Raw genomic sequence first — 23679 nt, 5'->3', positions numbered from 1 at the left:
AAGAGCGTTTACTACTGTATCCGTCTGTCTATTTTTGTTCACCCATTCATTATTGAATCATCAAATACAATGCGTTGTTGGTCTCAGTGATGTAGAATGCGTCCTTCTTATCCCTTGTTTAGGTTGCCAATTTATACATGACTTTTTCTGATCTCGGACTTTGCCCTGAAATTCTTAACGCCCTTACACGCCAGGGTTATACTGAACCCACTCCTATACAAGCACAAGCAATCCCAGCCGTCATGGCCGGTAATGATGTGATGGCAGCGGCTCAAACGGGCACAGGCAAAACTGCAGGCTTTACCTTACCGATTTTAGAAATGCTCAAAGGCAATGAGCGTGCAAAAGCCAATACCGCGCGCGTGTTGATCCTCACGCCCACCCGCGAATTGGCCGCGCAAGTGGGTGAAAGCGTTGCCAACTACGGTAAAGACTTACCGTTAAGTTACGCCGTTGTCTTTGGGGGTGTAAAAATCAACCCGCAAATGATGAAGCTACGTAAAGGTGTGGATATTCTCGTCGCAACGCCTGGGCGTTTGCTCGACCTTTACCAGCAAAATGCGATTCGCTTTCCACAGCTCGAAACGTTGGTATTAGATGAAGCCGACCGTATGCTCGATATGGGCTTCATCCATGACATCAAGAAAATCATCAAGTTACTCCCCGCAAAGCGCCAAAACTTGATGTTCTCTGCAACGTTTTCGGATGATATTCGCAAACTCGCCAAAAGCTTAGTAAACAACCCGGTAGAAATTTCGGTAGCACCGCCGAATGCCACGGCCGAGCGTATCGAGCAAACCCTATATGCTGCCGAAAAAGCGCATAAACCGCGTATGTTGATGCAGATCTTACGCAATCTCAACTTGCCACAAGTGATTGTATTCTCGCGCACTAAACATGGTGCGAACCGGCTGGTTAAACAACTTGATAAAGACGGCTTTTTAGCTGCCGCGATACACGGCAATAAGAGCCAAGGCGCGCGCACCAAAGCATTAAGCGATTTTAAATCAGGTGCGGTGCAAATATTAGTGGCAACCGACATCGCTGCTCGTGGATTAGATATCGAAAAGCTACCCTATGTAATTAACTACGACTTGCCACAAGTGGCGGAGGATTACGTCCACCGTATCGGTCGAACAGGCCGTGCGGGACAAGTCGGTCACGCCATCTCCTTGGTGATGGACGAAGAATTTAGAACACTCAAAGCCATTGAAAAACTGATCGGTCAGCCCATTGAACGTCGTACGCTTGAGGGATTTGATGAAGTCGAACTGACCGGCAAAACACCTCCACCGAAGCGCGAGCAACGTCCACCACGTAAGTCACGTAGTGCGCCGAGTGGCAAACAAAAAAGCCCTGGCCGTGCTAAGCACCGACGCCAGGGCTCGAACAAGTCGAGTCAACGCTAGTTAGAATTGATAACTGACCGATGCCGAGTAGTTAGCCGGTGCGCCGTAGAAACCCTGCGCCCAGTACAAGCTATTTAAATACTTCTCATCGGTCACGTTATAACCGTTGACACGCACAGCAAGTTTATCCGTCACCTGCCAGCTTGCCATCAACCCAAGTAAGCCATAAGACGGCTGGTGCGTCACGATAGTCTCACCTGCATTGTCATAGGCAGGACCGACAGTGCCTTGCACACGAGAGGTCGCATCTTTCCACTGATAGGTCGCGCCAACACGTACGTCTGGCAAGCTTTGGAACTGATAGGTCAGCGATGTTCTGAACATCTTTTCAGCCGTGTAATCCTCAACCAATTGATCACCATCAACATCAAACACGGTTGCCGACACTTGACCTTGCAGACCCGTGAAAAGTTCGCCCGCGAGCTGAAGCTCCACACCTTCGCTAGTAATACCCTCAGCCGCACGATAGACGGGTTCAAGTACGCCTGTTGATGGGTTTTCAGCGTCACCATCACCCACCGCAAGGTTCTCTTGTTTCACGTGAAAATAAGCGGCACTCAGGAGTGCTTTATCACCAAACAGGTCGGCTTTAATACCAATTTCTGAGTTCTTACCTGTCAGGGGTTCCAAACGTTCGAAGTTACGGTTCACCTCAGACTGAGCAAGAAACGTTTCGGTATAAGAGGCGTAAGTGGTAATCGCGTCATTTACCGCATACGTCACTCCGACATACGGGATAAACTGCGCGTCATCACGGGACTGATCAACGCCGTAGCCAACACCGTCGGTCTGAAAATCATTGTAGCGACCGCCGAGCAATACTTTAAAGTCGTTGGTCAACGCTAATCGTGCTTGCGCGTAAACGGCTTTTTGCGTGTTATCGATAACACTTCCATCCCGTCCATCAGTAAACTCAGGGAACGGTGTATTACCATCCCAGTCGGCAAGTGAAGGCATCGCAGGGAAGCCATTACCGGTGTGGAAGTCGTACAGAGAAACATCAACATAATCTAAGCGCGAGTAGTTAGCGCCAACAACGACCTCGTGCAATTGGCCCCAAGCCTCAAAAGTACCATTGGCGTAAACATCAAAGGTATCTTGCTTGTCGTCTAAGTCGTACTCACTGCCATACCCGACGAGACCAAGCCCCGTTTCAGGATCCAACCCGAGCTCAGCATCGCCGAGATAGGTGTAAAATAAAAGGCTATCTTCATCGGTACGAACGCGGTTATACACTGCACGCAAGTTCCAGTTATCGGATAATGCCGTTTCAACATCAATAAAGCTGCGGCTTTCGCTTACTTCCCACTGCGACCAATCCGCCGCAACGTTGGTAGATTCATCATAATTTGTCGGCGTGCCATCACCGTAATAAAGCGTCAATGCGCCCCACATGTTGCCATCGGTATGGCTCTTATGCTCGCTATGACCCACGGTCAACATGGTGTCGTCGGTTAGAGCAAAATCAAAAACACCGTAAAAGACCTTGGTGTCGTTTTCGTAACGGTCAAGATACGACTCGCCATTATCCGCCGCTGCAACCACACGACCACGGACACGATCCGACAACTTGCCAGACGCGTCGATTTCTAAACGTTTGTTACTCCAAGAGCCCAGGCTGCCCTCGACACTAATTTGTGTTTCCGAAGTTGGGCGTTTGCGCACCATGTTGACGGTCGCTGCCGGGCTACCGACACCGGTCATAATTCCGTTCGCGCCATGGATCACTTCAACGCGCTCGTATAAAGCCGTATCAATTCGTCCATGAGTGTTACTGTTCACGAGCGGCAAGCCAACGCCATCAATCTGAAAGTTATTCAGTTCAAAACCACGCGAGGTGTAGTAAATACGATCGGTTTCGACATTCTCAACGTTAACCGCTGAAGCACTGTTCAATACGGAGTTGATGTCATTCAGACCAAAATCTTTGATTTGCTGCTGGTTAATAACCGTAATCGACTGCGGTGTTTCTTTTATCGTCAAACCGAGCTTAGTCGCACCTTCCGCTGAAGAAGACTTATAGCCCTCCTGCTTTTCACCAGTGATCTTTAGACGCTCAATCACCTGTTCAGTCTGTTGCGGTTCTTCCGCTACGGCATAGGTGCTTGTTAATGCACTCATCACGCACACAGCTAACAAAGATTTTTGCATTTTCATGGGGTTCCTCAAAATCAGCCTCGTTTAAGTGCGCACATCATAAATGAAAACGATTCGCGTTTAAAGTTTAATTTACGTTTTATGCTGTAACGCTTCGAATAGCCAGATTCCGCCTAAAAATGCTATCGTTAGACCAAACTCACGTTGAATCACGCCTGCTATATGACAATCGATGACTTGCCTTACTCACAAGCATGTGAAAACAACAAACAGCCTATTCTCGAGATATTGAACAGTGCTTTAGCCAACAGCCAGCGCGTTCTTGAAGTCGGCAGCGGCACGGGTCAACACGCGGTGTACTTTGCCCAACACCTGCCCCACTGCACTTGGCAGCCGACGGATCAAGCGCATTATCTGACGGGACTGAATCAACGGCTCGATAAACAAGCCCCTTCTAATGTTTTGCCCGCGCAAGTCTTTAATGTATTTGAGGATCTGCCCACCGGTGAGTTTGACGCCCTGTTTACTGCGAACACCTGCCATATTATGCCCGCGGCCGGCGTAGAAGGTTTATTTGCGTTGCTTAGTGCTGAGTTAAGCAGTATTCAAACCGTCTGTATTTACGGCCCATTCAACGAAGGTGGCGAGTTTACTTCACAGAGCAATCGCGCATTTGATGAAAAACTAAGGATGCGCGACCCCGAGATGGGCATTCGTGACAAAGAATGGATTCAAGATCTAGCTAGGCAGGCGGGCTTTACCCATGCGCAAAGCCACACCATGCCTGCTAATAATCAACTATTAGTGTTTCGCAGAGATAACCTAAGCTGATTAATAACTAAATATTTTACTTTGCCCATTGAAAATAAGAATGATTATCAAATACAATACAAAGCATAATCATTCTTATTTACCGCTTATTTAACTAGTAGGGCAAAATATCTAATGAACATGTTTACTAAAAGCAGTATCGCTTTAGCCATTGCGAGCATGACACTCTCCTCTACTGCTTTCGCGCAACAAGACACTGAAACGAAAAACTCAGATCCATCAGAAGACGTTTCTGAACATATTGAAATTACGGGTAGCCCGCTTGATCGCGCAACCACTGCAACAGGTTTACCACTCACTTTGCGACAAACGCCTCAGTCAATCTCAATTATCGATCGCACCTTTATCGATGGTTTTGCGTTAGACACCGTAGCCGATGTCATGCAATTTGCACCGGGCATACAAGCACAGCAGGCCGAGACTGATCGCTTTTTCTTCCGCTCGCGAGGCCGTGATGTAACTAACTTCCAGTTTGATGGTGTGCCTATCGCTTATAACAGCTTCTTTAGCGAAGCGCTCGCAGACTCGGTTATTTTCGAACGTGTTGAAATCGTTCGTGGAGCAACCGGTCTACTGACTGGTGCAGGCGAACCCTCCGCGGCTATCAACCTGATTCGTAAGCGTCCAAAAGCCGAAGATGGCGGCTACGCGAGCTTAGGTATTGGTTCATGGAGCAATTACCGCTTTGAGGCCGATCATTCGCAGACCTTGTCAGAAACGGGTAATGTCAAAGCGCGTGTCGCGATGGCTTACGAGGAAGGCGACAGCTATGTTGATCTATCAGAAAAAGAAAACGCACAAATTTATGCGGTAGTAACCGCTGATTTAACCACTCAAACGCGTTTAACCGCCGGTGCAGATTACAGTGAACGCAACCCGAAAGGCAGTATGTGGGGCGCACTACCTTTATTTTACTCGGATGGCACACAAGCGGACGATCTGCCAGTAAGCACCACCACAGCATCCCCTTGGAACCGTTGGGATCGTCAAAGCACAAACGCGTTCGTACAAGTCGAACACGCCTTTGATAACGGTTGGGATGTTCAGTTTGATGTTGAGCGTCGAGAAGGCAAGATGGATGGCTACCTGCTCTACTTCTCGGGTTTTCCTGACAAAGAAACCGGCACAGGTTTAGGTACCTCGCCTAACCACTATGTCGCCGACCGTGAACAAACATCTGTACGCTTCTTAGCATCGGGGCCATTTGAGCTGTTTGGACGTGAACACCAGCTCACTGCCGGCGCCCTGCACTCAAAACAAACCGTTGATTCAGTATCATACGGCACTAATGACGCTATTACGGTGCCGAGTATCTTTGACTGGGGTAACGGTGTAAAGCCCGTTAACTTTAACCAAACACCGAATTACAGCACCTTTGAGTCGTACAAGCAGCAGGGTATCTACGCGGCTGCACAACTGAGTCTGACTGATGAACTCACGACCATCATTGGCAATCGTTTAACGACTTACGAAACAACCGTAGAGTCACCCTTCTCACCGAGTGACTTTAAGAACTCGGGCGTGAACACCCCTTACTTCGGCATCGTTTACGATATCTCGGATATTATTTCGACTTACGCAAGTTATACGGAGATCTTTAAGCCTCAAAGCGCCATTGATGCAAACTTTGAGCTGGTCGGCCCCGTCGAGGGCTCCAACACAGAAATCGGTATAAAGGGTGACTTCTTTAACGAAGCACTTACCGCTAGTTTTGCAGTCTACAAAGTTAAAGAGGATAACTTAGCCATCACTGATCCCGATGCTGCAGAACCATTACCGGGCACCAACATTTATCCGTCAATAGGTGTCGCTGGTGCAGAAAGTGAAGGTTATGAGCTTGAACTAAACGGTAAACCCAATGACGCGTTAAACATCTTTGTAAGCTATACGCACAATGAGTCAACGGATCGTGACGGTTCAGACTATGCCCCGTTCTTGCCCGAAAACATGGTCAAAACCAGCGTGCTATTTCAAGCGTCTGATGCGTTAAAAGTGGGTGTTAACGCGAATTGGCAAAGTGATATCTCGAACCCTGGCATTGGTCCTAATGGTGAAACATTTACTCAAGACAGCTACACCGTGGTTAATGCAATGGCAAGCTACCAACTGACACCTCAGTGGGACTTAAGCTTCAACGTCAATAATCTCTTTGACGAAAAATATTACTCAAGCATCGATTTTTATAATCAAGGCTTCTTCGGTGCAGAACGTAATTTTGAGCTGTCTGTGAAGTACGCTTGGTAAGTTATCGTTTTAGTAAAAGCCGTGCAGTGCGAATTCACACTGTACGGCTTTCAACGAGTGAGTAAACAATTAAAACGTTAAACAAATCTTGCCAAAGTGCTTGCCCGACTCTTCGTAACGGAATGCGTCAGCCAATTCTTCAAGACCAAAGGTCTTATCGATAACAGGTTTCACGCCATTGGCTTCGAGCGCGCGCACAAAGTCTTTTTGATCATCGCAACTGCCCACGATAAGCCCTTGTAAGCGCGCTTGTTTGGCCATCAACTTAGCCGTTGGGACTTCACCCGCACTACCGGTTAATACACCAATTAATGCGATATGGCCGGCAATGGCAACGGCGTTAATTGACTGCGGTAACGTACCAGGGCCACCCACCTCAATAACGTGGTCAACACCGCGTCCATCCGTCAGCTTACGAACCGTTTTACCCCAGTCAGGATCGTCTTTGTAGTTAATAAGATGATCGGCACCTAATGCTTTATATTTCTCGAGTTTCTCGTTCGATGATGAGGTCGCGAACACCGTCGCACCCAGGCTCTTCGCGAGCTGGCACGCAAATACCGAAACACCGCCACTACCCAGTACCAACACCGAGTTGCCTGGTTTGATACCGCCGTCGACCACCAACGCGCGCCAAGCCGTGAGACCCGCCGTAGTTAGCGTTGCCGATTCAGCATGGCTATAGCCTTTAGGTTGGTGAGTAAAAAAATGAGCCGGGCGCACGACCACTTCACGGGCATACCCATCGATACCATCACCGGGCGTTTGCTTAAAGTCGCCCACAGGCGCTGGACCACTTTGCCAGTAGGGAAAGAACGTTGAAACCACAGGGTCACCCACGGCAAACTCTTCAACACCCTCGCCCACGGCCTCGACAACACCCGCACCGTCTGACATCGGAATGCGCCCATCTTCGGTTGGAATAAAACCAGCGGCAACACCATAGTCATGAAAATTCAACGAGCTGGCTTTAACCCGCACGCGGATTTCTCCCGCCGCGGGCTGACCCGGGTCGTCCAATTCAGTAACCTCGATGTTATCTAAACCAAAGGGGTCTTTGAGTTTTAGTGCTTTAATCTTATCTGTCATGTTCGCGATCCTTTAATAAAGGTGAGTACTGAATTGTAGTTTTGATAGCAAAGAATGGATCAGCCTATGCCGCCATTAGCTCAATCCTGATGTAAATCAATTTAATCTGCTTATTTATTAATTGTTTGTGATGCATGTGTTGACTAATTTTTAACCGCCCACCATATTCAAATAATACTCCTGAATACAACAGGGACGCTTAATGAGCAAAGTTATTGTCGTTGGTGCCGGATTGGGCGGCGTTTCAGTCGCTTTTGAGCTACGCGAGAAGCTATCAGCAACCGTTGATATCGAAGTGATTCATGAAGGCAATGAATTTAACTTCGTGCCGTCAAATCCATGGGTCGCGTTAGGTTCCAGAACACGCGAGCAAGTCGTCCTCCCTATTGCGCCGATATTCGATAAACATCACATCGGATTTAACAGCTCAGGCGTAAAACAAATTGATGTGGAGCACAAACGACTCACCCTCGGTGATGGCAGCCAAAAAGACTACGACTTTTTAGTTCTTTGTTCGGGACCCAAGCTCGCCTTTGAACAAGTTTCTGGTGCCGGTCCAGAGCACGGCTATACGCAATCGATTTGCACCGTTGACCACGCAGTAAAAGCACATCAAGCCTTTCAACGACTCATCGACGACCCAGGCCCCGTATTGGTCGGAGCGTTACCCGGCGCGAGTTGCTTTGGCCCCGCCTATGAGTACGTGCTTTCATTAGAGTATGAGCTGCGTAAACGTAAAATCCGTGACCGCGTGCCCATTACCTTTGTTACCCCAGAGCCGTATATCGGTCACATGGGGCTAGGCGGTGTTGGCGATTCAAAAGGTCTGATGGAACATCAGTTTCGAGAGCACGGAATAAAATGGGTCTGTAACGCGAAAGTGACAGAATTCAAGCAAGACAAAGCATCCTTTGAGGTCATCAACGACGACGGCAGCATCAAATCCCAGCAACAGCTACCGTATCACTTAGCGATGTTTTTACCCGCCTTTAAAGGTTCACCGGCCATCGCCGAGGTCCCCGATTTGTGTAACCCCAAAGGCTTCGTTAAAACCGACAAATATCAACGCGCCCTCGCCTATCCTGAAATTTATGCCGCCGGTGTTTGTGTCGCCATCGCACCTATTGAAGAAACCCCGGTGCCTGTCGGCGCCCCTAAAACTGGCCTCATGATTGAATCAATGACGTCCGCTATCGTGGCGAATATTCAATCGACCTTAGCAGAACAACCTGCAACCACAGAGCCCACACTCAGTGCATTATGCCTGGCTGATATGGGCAATACGGGTATGGCATTTTTGGCGGTACCACAAAACCCTCCACGCAACCAAAACTGGACAGGCTCCGGACGTTGGGTGCACTGGGCAAAAATAGGCTTTGAAAAATACTTCTTCCACAAAGTGAAACATGGCACCAGCGAGCCAGTATACGAACGCGTTGGCATGCGCATGCTAGGCGTTAGCCGGTTAAAACCAAAAGGTTAGGTTCGGCGTGACTAAAAGCTCGAATCCGGCGACTGAAGAAATGCCAACTCCTCAGCGATTGGGGAACATCCGAGCGCCTCATTTAATGGGCAAGTAAACGTCGGTGATCATTTCACTCTCTGAGACGTCAGGGAAAAAGCTTATCCGTTCAAAGTAAATCGGAAAATCTCTGATTTCGTAACCTGAATCCGCTAGCCATTGCGTGTACAGAAAGTTCACCACAATACCTATCGCGTCATCGCTGCCCGTATGTCTCACTCGCGCACACTTGCCGGCAGGAATAACACTATCGATAACACCATAGTCATTGGGTTCAGCAGACTGCTCTATGGAGCAACACAGATCAAAGCGGTAGTCTTCCGGCGCCGTCGTATTGGGGTCATCATAAACCAAATTGAACGTTCGACTTTTGCTCGGTGGAAGTCGATTCAGCTTGCGCCACTCTATAAACTTTTGAATCGTTTGCCCCAACCGATTTGGGGCGCCACGATGAGGCATCACAGCAATTGCAATTTCATCAACGTCAATCACATCGACATCAAAGTTATCGGTGTTACTCATTATGTTGTTCCTTAGCGTTAATATGGGGTCGTATTGAGCGTGCCAAGGAGCCCAGTTCGGTGTGTCCCGAAAATCGGATGGGCTTTTGTCAAAATACTTTTTAAACGCCCGCGAAAATGCCTCGTGACTCTCGTAGCCGTTCGCCAGTGCGATATCCAAAATACTGCCATTTTCTCTATAAGCGAGCTGATAAGCCGCCCGTTTAAGTCGCAGTAGCCGCACGAGCTTAATCACAGACATCCCAAAGAATGCCGAGCACTGGCGATGAAAATGGTATTTAGACAAATAGGCGTGCTGACATAACGCATTAACGTCAAGATCGGTATCAAGGTGTGTTTCTATGTAGTTGATCACTTCCAAAAACCGACGTTGATAGTTCGTCATACCGCACATTTCCCCCTCAGCAGGTCATCATTAAAACCCAACTGAGGTTGTCAGGCTTGATTAAAATTGCTCAATTCACAACGTTCGGTTAACACGCTGTTGCCACAGCAGATTGCCATCTAAATCGTGCAGCGTGACACGGTATTCGCCTTCATCAAGGAACAGTGGCCGTTTTTCGTTGGCTTCCGATAAGACTCGATCAGCCACTACATCAGTACCCGCATAATAGGCTTGCAAAATGACGGCCGTACTCGGCGGCCAGCTATCCGTACCTGGGAGAAATGCCTCGCCTAGCAATCGTCGAAAGTAACTCGGGTTATCAGCGGGTGCCATGGGCACGCGGATTTGGGTATCGACCGGTTGCACGCTACCAACATTAAGTACGTTACCGTCATTTAAATACGTGTAGGTTGTGGTCGGGCTTTCATCAACTGGTTCAAAAGCACAGGCGGTGGTATCAATGCTATAGGTTTCATAACCATAGGTGTTATTCAAAAAATCGCCCAGCACACGATAAGTTAACGAGTTTGGTCCGCGCAGCGGCGCTTCCCCGACATGCCCCCAGCCAGCAAACAGCACAAACTTAGCATCTTTGGGCGCTTTCTTAATTTCAGCGACAACATGCTCGGCTTGTTGCTTATCCCTAAACTCAAAGCGCTCTACAAAGCCGACATCTTCAGGCGCTGACTTCTTTGCCTCATAACCAAACACCTCAAAACCCAATTCCTCGGCAGTTTTAATCAAGTTAGACATCATCGGCTCTTGAGAATAAAAGCCGTCTTTACTCCGCTCTTTAGGCTCTAACGCCTCAAAACCAATATGAGAGAAGCCTTGTGCCTTGAGCCACGGTAACCATGTCATCGTAAGCGTTCGTGAAGCTGGATTAAAGTGGTTCTCGTTGATCATAAAAATCGACTCATCAGCGAGCGTCGCCTTTACTCTCGCTTCTCCGGAGATTTTTTCATAATCCCCACCGTCATTACAAAATGGCGCGTTAGAAAAACGCTGTATCAAATCATAGGCTTTATCAGCACGTCCCATAATCGAGTAGACCTGCGCCAACATTTGCGGTTGCTCAGAAAACTGAGACAAGATGTCGTTCACCTCACCCTTTCTTAACTGCTCAGGCAATTGGTCGAGCGACACCTCCTTGGCGTTTATTGATGCCATCAATACAAAGGGTATGAAAGCCAAAAGTAGCGCTGATTTTTTCATGGTAAAGCCTAATTTTTTGTTCTAATAACTTTAAACGTATCACCTAAACCCAAACATCATTGGCGGCCGTTTTACTATCCTCTTCGTCGCCAGTATTTACCACGCCACGAGGTTCAATTAGCAACACGTGAGCTTCATGCTCAGCATAGGGTTTGTGCTCGACACCTTTAGGTACGACATACATTTCACCCTCGGATAACTCTACGTAACCGTCTCTAAAATCAATACGCAACTGGCCCGCAAGCACAATAAAAGTCTCATCGGTATCTTTATGATCATGCCAAACAAAGTCGCCCTGCAACTTGACCACTTTAAATTGATAGTCGTTCATCTCTGCAATGACCTTAGGCGACCACTGTTCGTTAAACAGACCTAGTTTTTCTTTAAAATTGATAGCGTTGTGTGGCATTTGACTTCCTTATTAGTGTGCTTCATTGACTATGCCAGCCGAGTCCCATTGGGTACATCTCTATCCACGGTCGACAGAACGACAGAGCCATCTGCTCGATGCAGTCCGGTCACTAAGCACTCCGACATAAACGGACCGATTTGCTTTGGTGGAAAGTTGACGACCACTAACACCTGCTTACCGAGTAGCTCATCCGGTGTGTATAAGTCAGTGATTTGCGCGCTCGACTTTTTAATGCCAATTTTGTCACCGAGGTCGACCTGTAACTTATAAGCAGGTCTACGCGCCTCCGGAAAAGCTTGAACATCGACAATCGTACCAACACGAATATCGACTTTTTCAAAATCAGCCCAATTAATAGATTCCATAAGTCGCCCTCAGTAATTTTTCCACACGCATTAATGTGTATTTTTACTACGCATCATTGTCTGCATTTACCATATGTAGCTTTAAACCACCCGTATATTTAACAACGTAGTTGTACAGCAAAAACACGACTGCAAATGACAGGTAGGCGAGAATAAACATCAGTATCGGGGATAACAACAGTAGGCCGATTTTCCAAACTAAACCTTGCACGGAAATTGAAATGATATAATCAAAAGAGACGGTCGTCTGAATGCCGAACACGAGAGCAATAAAACCAAATACCGATATAAATAAATTGATTATCAATGCGACAGCAGCAAGTACTTTTGCGCTTTGTTTAACGTCGATTTTTTTGAGCTCATACTCCATTATAATAAACCTTTACATTAATGACCTGTCTTTCAAACTATCTGTTTATACATACTTTGACCAGTTAAAAATCGATAAATCCATTCTCGCGCCAAAAGCGCGAGCTACCTCTATGGGGCAGTCACAAGATTGACACACTCGCTTTATGGCTACATAATTTACTCATCCGATATATGGAATATAAAGATGTAAAATCTTTTTGATCGGACTTTCAACTTAATAGGGATATAAAATGGAGACTGTAAAAAATTTTGTGTAAATGGCTGTTTGCACTGTTAAATCCGATCCTGATACATGATCTCGAATTGCGCCATGGCCGGTTTCCAGTTGCGTATGGGCATCGTCCACTTTTTCGATGCCTGATGCAAGGCTAAGTACAATACCTTCATGATGGCCTCATCATTCGGGAACGACCGGCGAGTCTTGGTAATTTTACGCAATGACGCGTTCAGCGATTCGATGGCGTTAGTGGTGTAGATAGCCTTACGTATCTCCGCCGGGTATTCGAAGAATACGCTTAAGCGTTCCCAGTTTGCCCGCCATGAGCGGCTTATGGTCGGATGCTCTTCATCCCACTTTTCAGCGAACTCTTCCAGCGCCTGCTCTGCTGCAGCGCGGGTGGCAGCACCATAAATTAGCTTTAAGTCAGCTGCGATGATCTTGCGTTGCTTCCAGTTTACGTAACGCATAGAGTGGCGAATTTGATGCACGATGCACAGCTGTACCTGAGTCTTCGGGTAAACCGCTTCAATGGCTTCGGGGAAGCCCTTCAAGCCATCGCAGCAGGCGATAAAGATATCATCGACGCCGCGATTTTTAAGCTCGTTCATCACAGATAACCAGAATTTAGCGCCTTCGGTTTGCGCCATCCACAGGCCAAGGAGCTCTTTTTCACCGTCGGTGTTAATACCAAGCGCCAGGTAGACTGACTTATTTTGAACAACGCCAGAGTCACGGCTGCGAACCACCAGGCAATCAAGGTAAACGACCGGGTAAAGCTTTGCCAGTGGTCGATGTTGCCAGGCCTTTACTTCGTCCATCACCTCGTTTGTAACCTGAGATATGAATGTGGGAGATACTTCAACACCGTAGGCTTCTTCAAGGTAAGCCTGGATATCCCGGGTAGTCATGCCTCTGGCATAGAGCGCGACGATGCGCTCATCGAATCCGTTAAGCTGGCGTTCACCTTTGCGAACCAGTTTAGGCTCAAAGCTACCGTTGCGATCACGGGGAATATCCAGCTCGACGTCACCGTTGGTGCTACGAACAGCCTTCTTGGTTTTACCGTTGCGGGAGTTACCGCTGTTATTGCCGGCCGCATCATTTGGGGCGTAGCCTAAATGGGCTTGCATCTCGGCTTCTAAAGCGCGTTCAGCGACTTTTTTGGTAAGCTGCTTGAGCAGCCCAGCTTCACCTAAAATGTCGTCGGGTGAGTCACAGCCATCAAGCAGCTGATCGATGAGTTTGTCTGATATTGGCATTCTGATATCCTTCTTCGATATTGCTAAGAATGCCATTTACACAGATATTTTTACACTCTCATAAAATGAAAAAACTAGCTTTAACCGCCACACTACTAGCTACTCTCGCCATGACAGGATGTGCTCAACGAATCGCTGACTTTACCTTGGCATCGACTAAAAACGTCGATCTCAATAACGGTCAATTTGCTAAAGGCGAGCGTGTAGAAGGGATCGACACGAAATATATCGTTCTCGTTCCTTTAGGTGTACCTAGCGTGAAAGAAGCAGCCGACAGAGCAATTGAAACCAATCCTTGTGCTGTCGCATTGACTGATGTAACCGCAGACTCCGAAGCATTTGCATTTCTTTTCGGTTATGTGCAATACAAAGTCGAAGGCGATCTCGTAATTGATACGAGCCGCAATGGTTGTAACGTTAATTAAAAACAACTCGTTCCTCGAGAGCCATCTTATTTACGATGGCTCTATTCGTTAGCCTGTTCATCATTGGTTTCCAAAAAAGCCAGGAATCATCCCAGCTTAAAACACCTGCCTTGTGAAGTTTTCTGAGACAACCCTAAGTACTATGGTACTTTATAATCAATGCTGTAAGTGCAGCTGCACCCAAAAGGTCTCTCGTACATGCTAAAAATTATTTTACTCGTTATTGCTCTTTCACCGTTAACTGCGATGGGTTGCTCGTGTGTCAGCACAGCAAAAAGTATTAATGATGTCATTAACGAACATGATGCCATTTTCATGGGAGTTGCGCTTAAAACCGAAAAAACACCAGGTGACTGGTATACCTCATTTTACAAGACAAAAATAAAAGTAGAACAAATTTGGAAAGGTAACGGTATGCCTGCATCTGTTTTCATCAAAACTAACATCGAGACGAACTCGTGCGGCGGGCCTGCTCCTCAGGTTGGCAACAAATTTCTGATTTTTGCCCATAAAACTCAAGATAACTTGTATTTAACAGGTGGTTGCTCAACATTTATGGATCTCAACCAAGTCGAAAAAGATCTCGATTCTCTCAGTTCAGAACAACTGGCTGAGTGGCAATCGACGTTCTCAGAAATGTTTAAAGCAATGGCGAGTGCAGAGAAATAAACAAGTGAATCGCCACTAATTTCCTAGGCACCTCTTAGTTAGATATTGGAGTGGACCGAGAATCATAGACAATTCCTGACTATTATTTGAGCATAGGAGGAGAGTTTATGAACAACCTGTAGTTGCCCCCGCTAAAACGGACAGTGCTAACTTGCCACTTTGAGAGCACGATACTCTCGTGGTGATATCATTTTTAATCCGCTGTGCGGATGGTAAGTGTTGTAATCCTCGAACCAATCACCCAACTGAGCCATCACCGTTGCCGCATCCGGTCGGTCCTTCATGTACACGTAATCACGTTTAAACGTCTTCACGAACGCTTCAGCCATGCCATTACTTTGCGGGCTACGTACCGGCGTGGTACAGACCTTAAAACCGAGTGACTTGGCAAATTGCCGCGTTTCATCGGCAATGTAACAGCTACCGTTATCGGTCAGCCATTCGACTTCTTTTGGCAAAACTGACGTATCGCCAAAGCGCTTCTCAATGCTTTCAACCAAAACATCCTGAACCATCGTGGCGCTAATGCCTTTAGTCGTCGCAACATAGCTCATAATTTCGCGGTCACAACAGTCCAAGCTAAACACCACACGCACTTTTTCTTTGTTCCAACAGCTGATTTCGAAGCCATCAGAGCACCATCGCGTAATTGAATGCAGCATTACCACTTTACCCTCGTGAGCGCGATTATCACCAACGCGGCCAGTATGTTTCGGTAACAACAACTTGTTTAGGCGCATAATGCGATACACGCGCTTTGGTTTCACTCGAGCGAAACCATAATCACCTGAGCGCAGTTTTCGATTCAAATGCGCGGTGATGCGTCGATAGCCGTTCGTTGCACGGCCATCACACAGCTCCTCTATCAGCGGCAATAACAATCCATCTTCTTGCTTGTTATAACGCGCTGAACGGCCCTTTTGTCGTTCATAAATACGCTGATAAAGGTTCGAGCGCGACACGCCTAAGGCGCTTACGATTCGGATGATAGGGAATCGTCCGGTGGCAACAATGGCATGCGCGATATCAACTTTTTTGACTGGGCTATCTCCAGTGCCTCTTTGAGAATTTCCGTTTCCATCGTTTTACGGCCAAGCAGCTGTTCAAGCTGCTTCACCTTCTTTTACAGCGCTTTATGCTCGGCTGCGCTGACAACTTCATCGCCAGCTTGAATTGCGGACATGCCACCGTCTTGCATGAGTTTCTTCCACTTAAATAATAAACTCGGGGTGATACCGTTTTGCCTCGCCACCAGTGACACTGAATAGCCGGGCTGCATGGTCATGGCAACAAACTTTGCCTTCTCCTGCGGAGTATAACGACGACGGCGTTGTTCGCCAGTAAAAATTTCAATGCGCTCCATAGACACTCCTTAAAGATAGGTCTAAGCCTATCGCTTAACTAATGGGTGTCCGTTTTAAAAAGGGGCTAATACATTGAAGCAATGCAAGAATCAAGGACTTTGCAAGCAAACATTTTGTATATTGCGAGAACATCGCAGCCTTTTAATTGATATGAACTATATCAATGTCTTCAATCTTAGTCATCTTTCCAAAAAGCTTATTGTATTCCGCTGACTCAAAACAGTACGTACCGTAGACTGGGTAGTGTTCAGAATTCTGTGTCATTTCGTTAAACTAAGCAAAAAAGAGATGACATATGACCAAAAACAATTTCGACATGGATGCCGCTTTAAAGCAGTTGCGTGAAGGCAAAGACCTCACCGGCAAAGACGGCATCCTGACACCGCTTATTAAACAACTCACCGAAGCCGCGATGCAGGCTGAGCTTGAAGAGCATCTCAGTGATAAAGAGCAATCTAACCGCAAGAACGGTTCGACGTCAAAAACAGTCAAGAGTCCTGCCGGCAGCTTTGAATTAGATACGCCCCGCGACAGAGCCGGCTCGTTTGAGCCGCAACTGGTTAAAAAACATCAGACGCATTTAACCGATGAGCTGGAGCGTAAAATTATTGCATTGTTTTCGCTTGGAACCAGCTATCAAGACATTCGCATGCACATTGAAGATCTGTACGGCATTCATGTCTCAAACGGCACCATTAATGCCGTCACGGATAAGCTTCTGCCGGAGCTTCAGGCATGGCGTGAACGGCCTTTAGAAGCGGTTTACCCCATTGTATGGCTCGATGCCATTCACTATAAAATCAAAGAGAATGGGCGTTTTATCAGCAAAGCTGTTTATACCATTCTAGGCCTCAATATTGACGGTAAAAAAGAGCTTCTGGGGCTTTATTTATCCGAGTCAGAAGGCGCTCATCACTGGCTGAGTGTGTTGACCGATCTCCATAATCGAGGCGTTCAGGATATTCTGATTGCCTGCGTAGACGGCTTAAAAGGCTTCCCTGAAGCCATAGAAAGCATCTACCCGAAAACCGAGGTGCAACACTGCATCATTCACCAAATTCGTAATTCGCTGAAGTACGTGGCCAGCAAAAATCAGAAAGCCTTCATGGCCGATTTAAAATGCGTGTATAAAGCCGCGACGCTATCCGCTGCCGAAAGCGCGCTGGATGATTTAGAAACCAAATGGGGCGATAAATATCCCATCGTTATTCAATCCTGGCGCAATAAGTGGGCGACACTCTCAGCGTATTTTAAATACCCCGACTATGTGCGGACCGTCATCTACACAACCAATGCCGTTGAGGCGGTACACCGCCAGTTCAGAAAACTGACCAAAACCAAAGGCGGTTTTAGCAATGAAGGTAGCTTGCTTAAGCTGCTGTACGCGGGTATGTTAAAAGCAACTGAGCGCTGGTCGCACCCGGTGCAGAACTGGAATCTGACACTGTCTCAGCTAACCATCCACTTTGAAGGTCGACTGGATGGCCACATAGATTTATGAAAACTTGGCTGACACAGAATATTGAACACTCTCGTAGACTGTCACAATCTCCCCAGACAAATATTCCTTTGTTGATTCGAAATCATTTTTGCCAATAAATATTTCAATCGATTCACTTACATTAAATGTTTTTTTACTTTCCTCACTAGGGAATAACAGCACTTTTTGTGTACTGCTGTAGTTGTAAAACGCAATCCAGCCTCGTACACCTATTTTTTTTCCGTCCAATTCAGACTGCAAGGAAGCCAAAGTATAAAAGTTAACTTGTACATGATCCCTTTCTTCGTCGGCTGACACCGACAAAGAAATCATTAAAAAAACGACTCCGAATAAACTTTTTAAAAATTGCATTGTACACCACATATTGTTGTTGCACCGCCATTCCGCCAGGCACCATTTTTGACGTATGCTAAGTCTGTATAACCGTCACCATTGATATCTAAACTTTTCACCAAATCCGGTGCCCGCAGCGCCCCAAATGTGCGCTGCTGGGTAATTGCAGTGCTTGAGGCGTCGTCGGCCCAGTCAAACGTCACCGGCTTCTTGCAGTCATTTATACCGTTAACATTTGGTGCACACTCGGTGACCGATACTAATTGTGCGCCAAAGGTAAGCTGTAGGCTGTTGTCATATGAAAAATCCCACTTCCTAGCCATTTATCCGTCAATTAGGACTCGCACACGATTTAGTTGTGTTGATAAATCAAACGCTTCACCCGCGGAGAAACCTTTTACCGGATAACCCAAATCTTCATAGTCGAACGCCACGGTAATGTAGTGGGATAATGCATCGCCTGTGTGTGCGCCGTATTTTATGGAATCAATGCGCCGAGTCTGGCTTCCGCTCACTACCTGATATTGATAGTCGATACGATTGCTGACACCATCTTCAACGGAACTCAGCAACCACTGGGTTCTAGTGCCATTCTCTGTTTGCGCAACAGCGGCAGAGCTGCCGGAATGAGTACCCGCATTACCCAAATACATCGTATCCCGGGCTTTACTGTGAACTTTAAAATAAACTGGCCCTTTCGCCTGTGAGCCACCATGTGCTGAGATCGTTATGCCAGGCTGTTGATCAAGTCGGTAATCGGAGCCTGGAGCCCCATACACACCTGAAACCAAGTCCAGCCGTTGCCCATCAAGACAGAGCCTATCAGGTGACGTGTTTGTAACGGCACCAATGCTATTGTCGAGTATCGGAGTAGGGGCACAATGCTGAATTTGTTGGAGACCGGATAACAACCAACCGGTACCCGCCACAGATTGACTCAGTTGATTACTATTATAGGTAAACGAGACCTCGGGCTTTACACCACCCCTCGCGGTTGGAAGTGACAAAGGAAGGTTGATGCTGCCCGCTACTTGCTCTGTCACCTTAAATTCTGTCGAGACGCCCCCAGCAGTTTCACCAGCTAACGCGTCCGGGGAAGTAGCGACTAACAGAGAAAAGACAACCCCTAAAGGAACTAGTTTTTTCATAGAGTATCTATGTTATTTTTTTGTTATATGTTCTGTTGTTTTTTTCGTCTTGTCAAGATTACAACACAGACCTAGGAGTCATCTTAGTATTCCCAAGGAATTGCTCGACAAAGTCATGGTGGTTTTTCTCCAACACGGTATCGATAGAAATGGATTTACGGAACAGTTGCGCAATACACTACTAACAACAACTATAAATCAGGGTGAGAAATGAGTAATTCTTTATTTCAAAAAGATGGACTTCTCAGCTTTTACTAGACAGTCTGTAAATCCTCAAAGTACGCCTTTTCAAAGTTAGCAGGCGATACCCCGCCTGTATGAGAACGACGCTTTTTCGGATTGTAAAACATCTCGATAAAATTAAATATCTCAGTCTTCGCTATTCCTAACAATCTGGGTAACGTAATTTCGTCAGAAGCACTTTTCGACTTTGAACCGCAGCTTCGTCATTATGCTGAAAATGGCAGAAAACCTGGAATACTTGAAAAATGCCCTTGCCAAAGTGGACTTCGCTACAAAGATTGTCATGGAAGACTCTAAGTCTCTTTACATCATTCTTAAGTAACACAGTTTGCGACAGTTAATTCAATCAAACTTATACACTTCAACAATCTATCGAGCCTATTCGATCCCGCCTCCGCACCTTATAATTTAAAAGTTGCCGGCCCCTTTTCTAAAAGCCTCATCTAGGTAATCACCCCACCACTGCATCAACTCACGACGGCGCTCAAGGTATTGGGCCCGGTTATAAGCACTCCGTACCTGATTAGGATCTCCATGCGCCAACGCAGACTCGATCAGATCGGGATCTTTACCCTCTTCGTTCATAATTGTGCTGGCTAAGGTCCGTAAACCGTGGCTAACGAGTTTATCTTGGTAACCCATGCGTCTTAACGCCATATTGGTCGTTTGGCTGTTTGGCTGTTAATGGGTGCTTGAGGCTTCCGCAGTGAGATAATTATGTGCTCATACTGCTCGTTTACACTCTCATGTCGTCCAGCCATTGGATCTCGCTCCATTTAGCGCCAGCAGCCTCAGATGGTCTAGTCATTGTTAGTAGCTGCCATTTGATAACCTGACGAGTAATAAACGTAACGTTGGTTTCATGCGAGATGTCCACTTCCAAATGCGCACTGATCACGACAATCGTATCGGGTGCTGGCATCCGCGCTGCAATATCCCGCAACGCGTCGTTAAGGCTACCATCGCTATCGTCTTGCTCTAATAACGCATGGGTCCGCCGCCATGGGCAATGTAGAGAATTTGTCGCATGTTAACGTCCCATGTGTGATCGACACCGGGCAGCTCGGCGAGCTAGTTCCAGTGCTGTTTAAACCAGCCGATCATTTCGTCGACGATTTCTTCTCGCCGAGGTGCCGAGCGATGCCCTAGCCCTTCGTAAATCGAGAGCTTATGCTTAAAGCCATGTTTTTCCAATGACTCATCAAGAGCAATGCTCGATTCGACTCTGACTCTTTTATCTTCATCGCCGTGGATTAGTAAAATCGGCGTATCGTTATCCAGTTCATCGACCCAGTAAAGTGCTGACCGCTGTTTCAGGGCCTCTACTTTATTATCCTTGTAATTTGGGATTCTTTCGCGGTAAACCTTCTCCATTTCTGGTCGGTGTTTGAGCGCTTCTATCAAATCATAATCGCCGGCGTATAACACCGCCGCATCGACTTTCAGCCCTTGTTTCATTGACATCAGTGACTGCATAGCGCCTCGGCTTCCCCCGTAAACCGCAACCTTCTCAGGATTCACTGCAGGAAACTCACTAAACAGCTGAGGCAATGCCAACACGTCCTTAACATCCGCACCGCCAAACTCATCGCTACCCGGCAAACTCGGGTAGACACCACGGTAATTAGTCGCAAAAATAGCAACATCATGCGCTAGCGCGACCTCGAACAAACGCAGGTACACATTGCCAAATATCCAGGCACCAAAGCTCGCGTTGCCGCCGCGATTGTATATAACGATAGGCAAGTCAGACTGACCCGCCGGCGCTATATAAAAGCCATTGACTAACGCATCATCCACTTTATACATCAGCGTACGGCAATCGATAGTGTTTTTATAATGCTGAAACTGTTCTTTGTCCCAGAATGCTTTGTTCCGCTTTAAACGTTCTTTGAAGTCGGCAGTTTTTTTGCTGCTACCGCCCGAAATCAAGCTCATCCAACGGTCATAGCTTGAAAATTTGCCACTAAAGCAAGTGTCCGACTTTAACAAGGAAACGTCTTGCTGAGCTGCGGCTGGAACCGACAATGCGACTAATGCAGTTACGCACACGGCAGTAAAGAAGTGGGTTATTTTTATCATTGTCATTTGCCTGTGATTGTACGAAAAAACTCTTTAATCAACTTAACGTATTTTTAATAAACCACAAGTCATTGAATACCTTTTCCTTTAATGGTTTAAGTTATATTTTTACCATGAAAGGTGTCGGGGAGTCTCAGTCCTTACCATTCAGTGGCTTTGGCTTTATAACAACGAGCGGCCTAACACCGCTATCGGAGGCATTCCGCCCAAACACTTAACGCAAGCGGTTCATTAATTCTACGAATAACTGCTGCTTAAAATGGGGGGATTGCACTTTGACCTAACAGCAGTGCAAAGTGAAACGTTGGTATCTTTTCCTGTAAAGGTTAAATGCAATACCGCAAAGACGTTGGTTCACTCTCAAATCGACCGTTGGATAGAAACTCATGTTGACGACAGCGGCATCTTTTCGTTTGGCGATTTAATTCAGCCTGAACACCCCAAAATGTTCTGGATAATGGTAAACCTGCCCGATGTCCAGATCGAGAAAGCTCGCTACTTTCTGTTCAATGAAAGCACAATCCAAAAACTGATCGTCGAGAGGTTCCTCGTCTTTATAGAGCGTCACAACTACCGCCGCCCTAACGGTGGTTGCTCAAGACCAGCAATCCTGACCGTTAGAGAACTACTCGAGTTCGAAGACAACTGGGCTGTGCTGGATTCGTCGTAATTCGTAATTTTTTTGTTAAAAGTCACTTAAATACTTAGCTAGTCTATACTAGTAGAGGTTTTCCTAAATGCTATTGAATTAAATAAGGGTTCTACCCAGATTTTACGGACACATCCATAAAGAGGCATAATGTGCCCATAAGGAGTGTTCATGACCAAACGAAGAAAATACAGTACTGAATTTAAACGAGAAGCCGTTGAGCAGACTCGACAGCCCGGAGTCAGTTGTCGACAGGTTGCACTGGAAATTGGTGTTAACCCAAATATGCTGTCCCGATGGAAACGCGAGTTAGAAGAGGCTCCTGGTAGTGCTCACAAAGGCTCAGGCACGCCACGCGACGAAGAGGTTGCTCGGCTTAAGCGCGAGTTGGCCCGGATAAAAAAGGAGCGTGATTTTTTGCGCGAAGCGGCAACGTTCTTCGCAAAAGAGTCGTCCTGAGATATCAGGCGATCGAACGTTGTCGCGAACAGTTTCCGATACGCTTAATGTGCCGTTGTATGAAAGTCTCAGCCAGCGGCTATTATGACTGGGTAAATCGCCAACCGTCGCGTCGTGCCGTTGATAATGAACGATTGCTGACGCGTATTAAAGAGATCCATGAAGATAGCGGCGGTATTATTGGTGCGCCGCGCATGCATGAAGATCTTAAAGAAGAAAAGGAAACGGTCAGTCTTAATCGCGTTGCGCGATTAATGGCATTGCATGGGTTACAAGGTTGGCCGCGCAAAAAAGGGCGTGGTCGCAAAACACCATCTCAGCGCCCGGATGGTATTAAAAACCACCTGGGACGAGACTTCAAAGCCCTTGAGCCGAATACCAAGTGGGTAACTGACATAACCGAAGTGAAAACGGACGAAGGAAAACTTTATCTGTGTGTTGTGCTGGATCTGTTTAACCATGTCGTTGTCGGCTGGTCAATGCACCACCGGCAGGATAGAAAAATGGTTCTGCGAGCGGTGGAGATGGCAGTCTGGCAACGTCCTGAGGCGACACAGGCAATACTGCATTCGGATCGTGGAACGCAATTTACCAGCGGCGATTATCAACGGTACTTAAAAAACAACGACTTATTGGGGAGCATGAGTGCTGTCGGACATTGTGCCGATAATGCGGCTTGTGAAGGCTTTTTCGGTATGCTCAAACGCGAGCGCGTGAACCACCGGAAATACCGAACCAGAGACGAAGCTCGTGCCGATATATTTTTTTACATCGAGCGGTTTCATAATCCAAGAATGCGACGTAGAGTAGCGAATCAAGACAGGAAGTTTACAAACGTTTTAAACCGTCCGTAGAAACGGGGTAG

22 protein-coding genes and 3 pseudogenes are annotated in these 23679 nt (G+C 46.9%); 10 read left to right on the top strand and 15 right to left on the bottom strand.

What is annotated here, in order from left to right; all coding sequences use genetic code 11:
* Nucleotides 1-137: 137 nt before the first annotated feature.
* Complete coding sequence (locus AC3AP5_RS03415; protein WP_487327002.1) at nt 138-1409, top strand: DEAD/DEAH box helicase; 1272 nt, start codon at nt 138-140, stop codon at nt 1407-1409.
* Here the strand turns inward: AC3AP5_RS03415 and AC3AP5_RS03410 are convergent, their stop codons facing one another.
* Nucleotides 1410-3566: a TonB-dependent siderophore receptor gene (locus tag AC3AP5_RS03410; RefSeq protein ID WP_487327001.1), complete on the bottom strand. Its 2157-nt coding sequence runs from the start codon at nt 3564-3566 to the stop codon at nt 1410-1412.
* Nucleotides 3567-3728: 162 nt separating this feature from the next.
* On the opposite strand from AC3AP5_RS03410, the gene AC3AP5_RS03405 reads away from it, so the two are divergent.
* Nucleotides 3729-4337, top strand: a complete 609-nt coding sequence (locus AC3AP5_RS03405; protein ID WP_487327000.1) for a DUF938 domain-containing protein — start codon at nt 3729-3731, stop codon at nt 4335-4337.
* Between the two features lie 114 nt (nt 4338-4451).
* Nucleotides 4452-6581 (top strand): TonB-dependent siderophore receptor, encoded by a 2130-nt coding sequence (locus tag AC3AP5_RS03400; protein WP_487326999.1) that lies wholly within the window; start codon nt 4452-4454, stop codon nt 6579-6581.
* A 69-nt stretch (nt 6582-6650) separates the two neighbouring features.
* Here AC3AP5_RS03400 and AC3AP5_RS03395 read toward each other — a convergent pair whose 3' ends face one another.
* Nucleotides 6651-7670 (bottom strand): zinc-dependent alcohol dehydrogenase family protein, encoded by a 1020-nt coding sequence (locus tag AC3AP5_RS03395; protein ID WP_487326998.1) that lies wholly within the window; start codon nt 7668-7670, stop codon nt 6651-6653.
* A gap of 202 nt (nt 7671-7872) precedes the next feature.
* On the opposite strand from AC3AP5_RS03395, the gene AC3AP5_RS03390 reads away from it, so the two are divergent.
* Entirely contained in the window at nt 7873-9153 is a 1281-nt protein-coding gene (locus AC3AP5_RS03390; RefSeq protein ID WP_487326997.1) for an NAD(P)/FAD-dependent oxidoreductase, read from the top strand.
* A gap of 78 nt (nt 9154-9231) precedes the next feature.
* Here the strand turns inward: AC3AP5_RS03390 and AC3AP5_RS03385 are convergent, their stop codons facing one another.
* From AC3AP5_RS03385 to AC3AP5_RS03360, 6 genes are all read right to left on the bottom strand, one after another.
* Nucleotides 9232-10098, bottom strand: a complete 867-nt coding sequence (locus AC3AP5_RS03385) for an AraC family transcriptional regulator (protein WP_487326996.1) — start codon at nt 10096-10098, stop codon at nt 9232-9234.
* Nucleotides 10099-10173: 75 nt separating this feature from the next.
* Nucleotides 10174-11313 (bottom strand): hypothetical protein, encoded by a 1140-nt coding sequence (locus AC3AP5_RS03380; RefSeq protein ID WP_487326995.1) that lies wholly within the window; start codon nt 11311-11313, stop codon nt 10174-10176.
* Nucleotides 11314-11356: 43 nt separating this feature from the next.
* Nucleotides 11357-11722: a cupin domain-containing protein gene (locus AC3AP5_RS03375; protein ID WP_071462454.1), complete on the bottom strand. Its 366-nt coding sequence runs from the start codon at nt 11720-11722 to the stop codon at nt 11357-11359.
* 29 nt (nt 11723-11751) lie between these two features.
* A complete protein-coding gene (locus tag AC3AP5_RS03370; protein ID WP_110573651.1) occupies nt 11752-12090 on the bottom strand; it encodes a tRNA-binding protein in 339 nt (112 codons plus the stop codon).
* A gap of 46 nt (nt 12091-12136) precedes the next feature.
* Nucleotides 12137-12460 (bottom strand): hypothetical protein, encoded by a 324-nt coding sequence (locus tag AC3AP5_RS03365; protein ID WP_487326994.1) that lies wholly within the window; start codon nt 12458-12460, stop codon nt 12137-12139.
* 275 nt (nt 12461-12735) lie between these two features.
* Complete coding sequence (locus AC3AP5_RS03360; protein WP_487326572.1) at nt 12736-13941, bottom strand: IS256 family transposase; 1206 nt, start codon at nt 13939-13941, stop codon at nt 12736-12738.
* 65 nt (nt 13942-14006) lie between these two features.
* On the opposite strand from AC3AP5_RS03360, the gene AC3AP5_RS03355 reads away from it, so the two are divergent.
* Together AC3AP5_RS03355 and AC3AP5_RS03350 are read left to right on the top strand one after the other, a co-directional pair.
* Entirely contained in the window at nt 14007-14366 is a 360-nt protein-coding gene (locus AC3AP5_RS03355) for a hypothetical protein (protein ID WP_286682459.1), read from the top strand.
* A gap of 198 nt (nt 14367-14564) precedes the next feature.
* A complete protein-coding gene (locus AC3AP5_RS03350; RefSeq protein WP_487326993.1) occupies nt 14565-15035 on the top strand; it encodes a hypothetical protein in 471 nt (156 codons plus the stop codon).
* A 146-nt stretch (nt 15036-15181) separates the two neighbouring features.
* Here AC3AP5_RS03350 and AC3AP5_RS03345 read toward each other — a convergent pair.
* A pseudogene (locus tag AC3AP5_RS03345) lies at nt 15182-16398 on the bottom strand (IS3 family transposase).
* Nucleotides 16399-16694: 296 nt separating this feature from the next.
* Here AC3AP5_RS03345 and AC3AP5_RS03340 point away from each other — a divergent pair.
* Nucleotides 16695-17900 carry an IS256 family transposase gene (locus tag AC3AP5_RS03340; RefSeq protein ID WP_487326376.1) on the top strand — a complete coding sequence of 402 codons (1206 nt, stop codon included), beginning with the start codon at nt 16695-16697 and terminating at the stop codon, nt 17898-17900.
* Here the strand turns inward: AC3AP5_RS03340 and AC3AP5_RS03335 are convergent.
* The 3 genes from AC3AP5_RS03335 to AC3AP5_RS03325 are packed head-to-tail and all read right to left on the bottom strand — an operon-like array spanning nt 17895 to nt 19381.
* Nucleotides 17895-18251 carry a hypothetical protein gene (locus AC3AP5_RS03335; protein WP_487326992.1) on the bottom strand — a complete coding sequence of 119 codons (357 nt, stop codon included), beginning with the start codon at nt 18249-18251 and terminating at the stop codon, nt 17895-17897. The genes AC3AP5_RS03340 and AC3AP5_RS03335 overlap by 6 nt on opposite strands.
* The gene (locus tag AC3AP5_RS03330; protein ID WP_487326991.1) at nt 18239-18556 is read right to left on the bottom strand and encodes a hypothetical protein; all 318 of its coding nucleotides are present in this window, start codon (nt 18554-18556) and stop codon (nt 18239-18241) included. Before AC3AP5_RS03330 ends, AC3AP5_RS03335 begins: the two co-directional genes overlap by 13 nt.
* The gene (locus AC3AP5_RS03325) at nt 18557-19381 is read right to left on the bottom strand and encodes a hypothetical protein (RefSeq protein ID WP_487326990.1); all 825 of its coding nucleotides are present in this window, start codon (nt 19379-19381) and stop codon (nt 18557-18559) included.
* A gap of 348 nt (nt 19382-19729) precedes the next feature.
* Between AC3AP5_RS03325 and AC3AP5_RS03320 the strand changes: the two genes are divergently transcribed.
* The gene (locus AC3AP5_RS03320) at nt 19730-19921 is read left to right on the top strand and encodes an SEC-C metal-binding domain-containing protein (protein WP_487327294.1); all 192 of its coding nucleotides are present in this window, start codon (nt 19730-19732) and stop codon (nt 19919-19921) included.
* Nucleotides 19922-20032: 111 nt separating this feature from the next.
* Here the strand turns inward: AC3AP5_RS03320 and AC3AP5_RS03315 are convergent.
* The 3 genes and pseudogenes from AC3AP5_RS03315 to AC3AP5_RS03305 all read right to left on the bottom strand — a co-directional run.
* A pseudogene (locus AC3AP5_RS03315) lies at nt 20033-20299 on the bottom strand (tyrosine-type recombinase/integrase); the annotation flags it as partial.
* A 61-nt stretch (nt 20300-20360) separates the two neighbouring features.
* Nucleotides 20361-20546 carry a hypothetical protein gene (locus AC3AP5_RS03310; RefSeq protein WP_487326989.1) on the bottom strand — a complete coding sequence of 62 codons (186 nt, stop codon included), beginning with the start codon at nt 20544-20546 and terminating at the stop codon, nt 20361-20363.
* A 149-nt stretch (nt 20547-20695) separates the two neighbouring features.
* Complete coding sequence (locus tag AC3AP5_RS03305; RefSeq protein WP_487326988.1) at nt 20696-21706, bottom strand: alpha/beta hydrolase family protein; 1011 nt, start codon at nt 21704-21706, stop codon at nt 20696-20698.
* A gap of 259 nt (nt 21707-21965) precedes the next feature.
* On the opposite strand from AC3AP5_RS03305, the gene AC3AP5_RS03300 reads away from it, so the two are divergent.
* Nucleotides 21966-22376, top strand: coding sequence for a hypothetical protein (locus AC3AP5_RS03300; RefSeq protein WP_487326987.1), 411 nt, complete (start codon nt 21966-21968; stop codon nt 22374-22376).
* Between the two features lie 150 nt (nt 22377-22526).
* A pseudogene (locus AC3AP5_RS03295) lies at nt 22527-23679 on the top strand (IS3 family transposase).

This window comes from Idiomarina sp. D18, assembly GCF_057748155.1.
Note: the sequence above shows the minus strand (reverse complement) of the source record. Positions and strands in the feature narration are given on the sequence as shown.

What these genes read in the sequence shown, in the direction of transcription:
- AC3AP5_RS03330 (WP_487326991.1), bottom strand. Translation starts at nt 18,556, where the DNA reads ATGGCTAGGAAGTGGGATTTTTCATATGACAACAGCCTACAGCTTACC.
- AC3AP5_RS03340 (WP_487326376.1), top strand. Translation starts at nt 16,695, where the DNA reads ATGACCAAAAACAATTTCGACATGGATGCCGCTTTAAAGCAGTTGCGT.
- AC3AP5_RS03300 (WP_487326987.1), top strand. Translation starts at nt 21,966, where the DNA reads ATGGGGGGATTGCACTTTGACCTAACAGCAGTGCAAAGTGAAACGTTG.
- AC3AP5_RS03395 (WP_487326998.1), bottom strand. Translation starts at nt 7,670, where the DNA reads ATGACAGATAAGATTAAAGCACTAAAACTCAAAGACCCCTTTGGTTTA.
- AC3AP5_RS03325 (WP_487326990.1), bottom strand. Translation starts at nt 19,381, where the DNA reads ATGAAAAAACTAGTTCCTTTAGGGGTTGTCTTTTCTCTGTTAGTCGCT.
- AC3AP5_RS03405 (WP_487327000.1), top strand. Translation starts at nt 3,729, where the DNA reads ATGACAATCGATGACTTGCCTTACTCACAAGCATGTGAAAACAACAAA.
- AC3AP5_RS03370 (WP_110573651.1), bottom strand. Translation starts at nt 12,090, where the DNA reads ATGGAATCTATTAATTGGGCTGATTTTGAAAAAGTCGATATTCGTGTT.
- AC3AP5_RS03335 (WP_487326992.1), bottom strand. Translation starts at nt 18,251, where the DNA reads ATGCAATTTTTAAAAAGTTTATTCGGAGTCGTTTTTTTAATGATTTCT.
- AC3AP5_RS03385 (WP_487326996.1), bottom strand. Translation starts at nt 10,098, where the DNA reads ATGACGAACTATCAACGTCGGTTTTTGGAAGTGATCAACTACATAGAA.
- AC3AP5_RS03305 (WP_487326988.1), bottom strand. Translation starts at nt 21,706, where the DNA reads ATGATAAAAATAACCCACTTCTTTACTGCCGTGTGCGTAACTGCATTA.
- AC3AP5_RS03380 (WP_487326995.1), bottom strand. Translation starts at nt 11,313, where the DNA reads ATGAAAAAATCAGCGCTACTTTTGGCTTTCATACCCTTTGTATTGATG.
- AC3AP5_RS03310 (WP_487326989.1), bottom strand. Translation starts at nt 20,546, where the DNA reads ATGCCAGCACCCGATACGATTGTCGTGATCAGTGCGCATTTGGAAGTG.
- AC3AP5_RS03400 (WP_487326999.1), top strand. Translation starts at nt 4,452, where the DNA reads ATGAACATGTTTACTAAAAGCAGTATCGCTTTAGCCATTGCGAGCATG.
- AC3AP5_RS03365 (WP_487326994.1), bottom strand. Translation starts at nt 12,460, where the DNA reads ATGGAGTATGAGCTCAAAAAAATCGACGTTAAACAAAGCGCAAAAGTA.
- AC3AP5_RS03375 (WP_071462454.1), bottom strand. Translation starts at nt 11,722, where the DNA reads ATGCCACACAACGCTATCAATTTTAAAGAAAAACTAGGTCTGTTTAAC.
- AC3AP5_RS03355 (WP_286682459.1), top strand. Translation starts at nt 14,007, where the DNA reads ATGAAAAAACTAGCTTTAACCGCCACACTACTAGCTACTCTCGCCATG.
- AC3AP5_RS03360 (WP_487326572.1), bottom strand. Translation starts at nt 13,941, where the DNA reads ATGCCAATATCAGACAAACTCATCGATCAGCTGCTTGATGGCTGTGAC.
- AC3AP5_RS03415 (WP_487327002.1), top strand. Translation starts at nt 138, where the DNA reads ATGACTTTTTCTGATCTCGGACTTTGCCCTGAAATTCTTAACGCCCTT.
- AC3AP5_RS03410 (WP_487327001.1), bottom strand. Translation starts at nt 3,566, where the DNA reads ATGAAAATGCAAAAATCTTTGTTAGCTGTGTGCGTGATGAGTGCATTA.
- AC3AP5_RS03350 (WP_487326993.1), top strand. Translation starts at nt 14,565, where the DNA reads ATGCTAAAAATTATTTTACTCGTTATTGCTCTTTCACCGTTAACTGCG.
- AC3AP5_RS03390 (WP_487326997.1), top strand. Translation starts at nt 7,873, where the DNA reads ATGAGCAAAGTTATTGTCGTTGGTGCCGGATTGGGCGGCGTTTCAGTC.